Annotated in this window: 2 protein-coding genes; one reads left to right on the plus strand and one right to left on the minus strand. The window is 73.4% G+C overall.

Annotation, left to right across the window (positions count from 1 at the left end; genetic code table 11):
- Window positions 1-115: 115 nt before the first annotated feature.
- Window positions 116-1,540 (minus strand): hypothetical protein, encoded by a 1,425-nt coding sequence (locus tag GTW67_RS06420; RefSeq protein WP_161163826.1) that lies wholly within the window; start codon window positions 1,538-1,540, stop codon window positions 116-118.
- A gap of 301 nt (window positions 1,541-1,841) precedes the next feature.
- Between GTW67_RS06420 and GTW67_RS06425 the strand changes: the two genes are divergently transcribed.
- A partial coding sequence (locus GTW67_RS06425) for a DUF8508 domain-containing protein (RefSeq protein WP_161163827.1) occupies window positions 1,842-3,124 on the plus strand: 1,283 nt, incomplete at its 3' end.

The raw sequence follows: 3,124 nt of genomic DNA on the forward strand, positions 1-3,124 counted from the left end.
GGGCGGCACGGGTGGGCGCGGCGGCACCCGGCAAACGCCGGTCCGCGTCACCCACCTCCGGCCAGGCACGACACCGGTCCACTCGAAGCCAACCCAAGCGGACCCACCCCGCCGCTCAACCCCCTTGCTGGGACCTCGCCTTGAACGCCGCCTTCCGAGCCTCCTTGGCCACCTTCTTGTCGGGATGCAGCCGCCCCATCGCCTCCAGCACATCCGCCGTAGCCGGATGCCCCACCCGCCACGCGGTGTCGAAGAACCCGCTGTGCTGCATCGCCAGCCCCTCCACCAGCGCCCGCAGCTCCTCCGAGTTCCCCTCCGCCGCAAGCTGCGCAGCCACCGTGTCGATGGTCAGCCAGAAGACCATCTCCTGCGGCGGCGCCGGCACGTCGCGCGCCCCGTGCTCGGTCAGCCACACCCGGGCCAGCCCCCCGAGCTCCGCGTCGTCGAGGACCTCCCGCAGCGCCGGCTCCGCCCCCGCGCCGACCAGCGACAGCGCCTGCTGGCACCGCAGCCGGCGCAGCGGCGCGCCGGCGTCCGTACCCCGCGCCGCGGCCAGCAGTTCCCGCGCCGCGGCGAGCGGCTCCCGCCGGGTCAGCCACAGCTCGGTCTCGGCGTGCGCCGACACCGGCGGGAAGGACGCCGTGCCGTCAAGGAGCGCGTCGGCCCCCTTGTCCGCGAGGTCTCCGACCGCGGGCGCCTCGAAGCCGGCCTCCTGGAGCCGCGTACGCAGCGCGTACAGCCCGAGCGGGGTGAGCCGGACCATGCCGTAGCGGGCGACGTCGGTCTCGTCGACGGGCGCCGCGGGCTCCTCGTCCGCGTCGGCCATCAGCGCCTCGTCCACCGGCTGGTAGGTGATGAGGCCGATGGGCTCCAGCAGCCGGAACTGGTCGTCCAGCCGCATCATCGCGTCGGAGACCTGCTCCAGCACGTCGTTGGTGGGCTCGCCCATGTCGCTGGGCACGATGACGGACGCGGCCAGCGCGGGCAGCGGCACCGCCGTGTCGCCGGGCCCGTCCTCGCCGACGGTGAGCAGGTACAGGTTGCCGAGCACGCCGTCGAGGAACTCGGCCTCGGACTCGGGGTCCCAGCCGAGGGACGACAGGTCGACCTCTCCGCCCTCGGCCATCGCGTCGACGATGTCGTCCAGGTCGGGCACGCTCGCGTCCGCGAGCACCGTCTCCAGGGCGGTGAGCCACACGCCGAGCACGTCCTGCGGGGAGCCGGTGAGCAGGGCGATGTCCTCGCCCGTCGCGACGGTGCCCTGCTCCTCGTCGGTGATCTCCACCAGCCCGGTGTCCACCGCGATCCGCCACGCCTCGCTCGCGTACGCCGCGGCGTCGTCCCCGGTCAGCCCGAGCAGCTCGGCCGCCGCGGGCAGCTGCTCCTCGACGAGGCCGCCGCCGGCGTCGACGCGGGTGTCGGGACCGGCCCAGCGGGCGAGCCGGGCGGCCCGGGAGAGCACCGGCGTGGACAGCGCGTCGCGGGCCAGCTCCGCTTCGGGTCGCAGCCGTGCGGGCGGCAGGGTGGAGCTGTCTGACATCGGCTGTTTCTCCTCGCGCACCTCGACCGCCGTACGGCCACGTCACCGCCGTACGGCTCAGCCGCTCAGCCTAGACGGGTTTCCACCGATGCCGCCCGGTTCATCTCCCCGTCGGGTGCCGTACATGGCCGAAACCTTGACAACTGGCCTGAGCAGGCAGGAGATTGACGCGCGTAGAAAGCGGGGGGACAAGTGTTCACTCAGGCCCGTGCCCACTCAGGTCCACGTGGACTCTGAGGCCCCTGGCCCCCCGCGTCCCACCCTCGTCCCGGCGCTCTGTCACGTCCCCGGAGGGATCCCGTTGGCCAGCAAGTCCTCCGCGCGCCTCGCCGCGCTCACCGTCGCCGCCGTCTGTTCGGCCGCGTCCACCGTCGTCCTCACCTCGCCCGCGCACGCCGACTCGGTGCGCATCCACGACATCCAGGGCACCACCCGGCTGTCGCCGTACGCCGGCAAGCAGGTCACGGACGTGGCCGGAACCGTCACCGGCGTCCGCGGCTACGGCTCCTCCAGGGGCTTCTGGATGCAGGACACCCGGCCGGACGCGGATCCGGCCACCAGCGAGGGCGTCTTCGTCTTCACGAGCTCCACCCCGAAGGTCGCCGTCGGTGACGCGGTCACCGTCTCCGGCACGGTCTCGGAGTACGTCCCGGGCGGCACCTCCTCCGGCAACCAGTCGGTCACCGAGATCACCCGCCCGACGGTCACCGTCGTCTCCAGCGGCAACCCGGTCCCGGCCGCGACGACCGTCTCCGCCCGCTCCGTGCCGCGCGCCTACACCCCCGCGGGCGACCCCGCCGCGAACGGCTCGGTCGACGCGCTGCCGCTGCGCCCCGCGAAGTACGCCCTGGACTACTACGAGTCGCTGGAGGGCATGAACGTCCGGGTCGCCGACGCCCGCGTGGTCGGCGCCTCCGACCCGTACACCGAGCTGTGGGTCACGGTGAAGCCGTGGGAGAACCCCAACCGGCGCGGCGGCACGGTCTACGGCTCCTACGACGCCCAGAACACCGGCCGGCTCCAGATCCAGTCCCTGGGCAAGCCCGCCGACTTCCCCGCCGCCACCGTCGGCGACACCCTCACCGGCACCACCGCCGGCCCGTTGGACTACAACCAGTTCGGCGGCTACACCCTGGTCGCGAGCGAGATCGGCGCCCTGCGGAGCGGGGGCATCGAGCGCGAGTCGACACGTGCGCAGAGCGGCCGCGAGCTGGCGGTGGCCACGTACAACGTCGAGAACCTCGACCCGTCCGACGCCACCTTCGCCGCGCACGCCGACGCGATCGTGCACCACCTGAAGTCGCCCGACATCGTGTCCCTGGAGGAGATCCAGGACAACAACGGTGCCACGGACGACGGCACGGTGGCCGCCGACGTGACGGTCGGCAAGCTGATCGACGCGATCGTCGCCGCCGGCGGCCCGCGCTACGAGTGGCGCGGCATCGACCCGGTCGACAAGGCGGACGGCGGTGAGCCCGGCGGCAACATCCGCCAGGCGTTCCTGTTCAACCCGGAGCGCGTCTCCTTCACCGACCGCGCGGCCGGTGACGCGACCACCGCGACCGGGGTGGCGAAGGTGCGCGA

Origin of the sequence: Streptomyces sp. SID5910, from assembly GCF_009862125.1 — a bacterium.
Classification (GTDB): Bacteria; Actinomycetota; Actinomycetes; order Streptomycetales; family Streptomycetaceae; genus Streptomyces.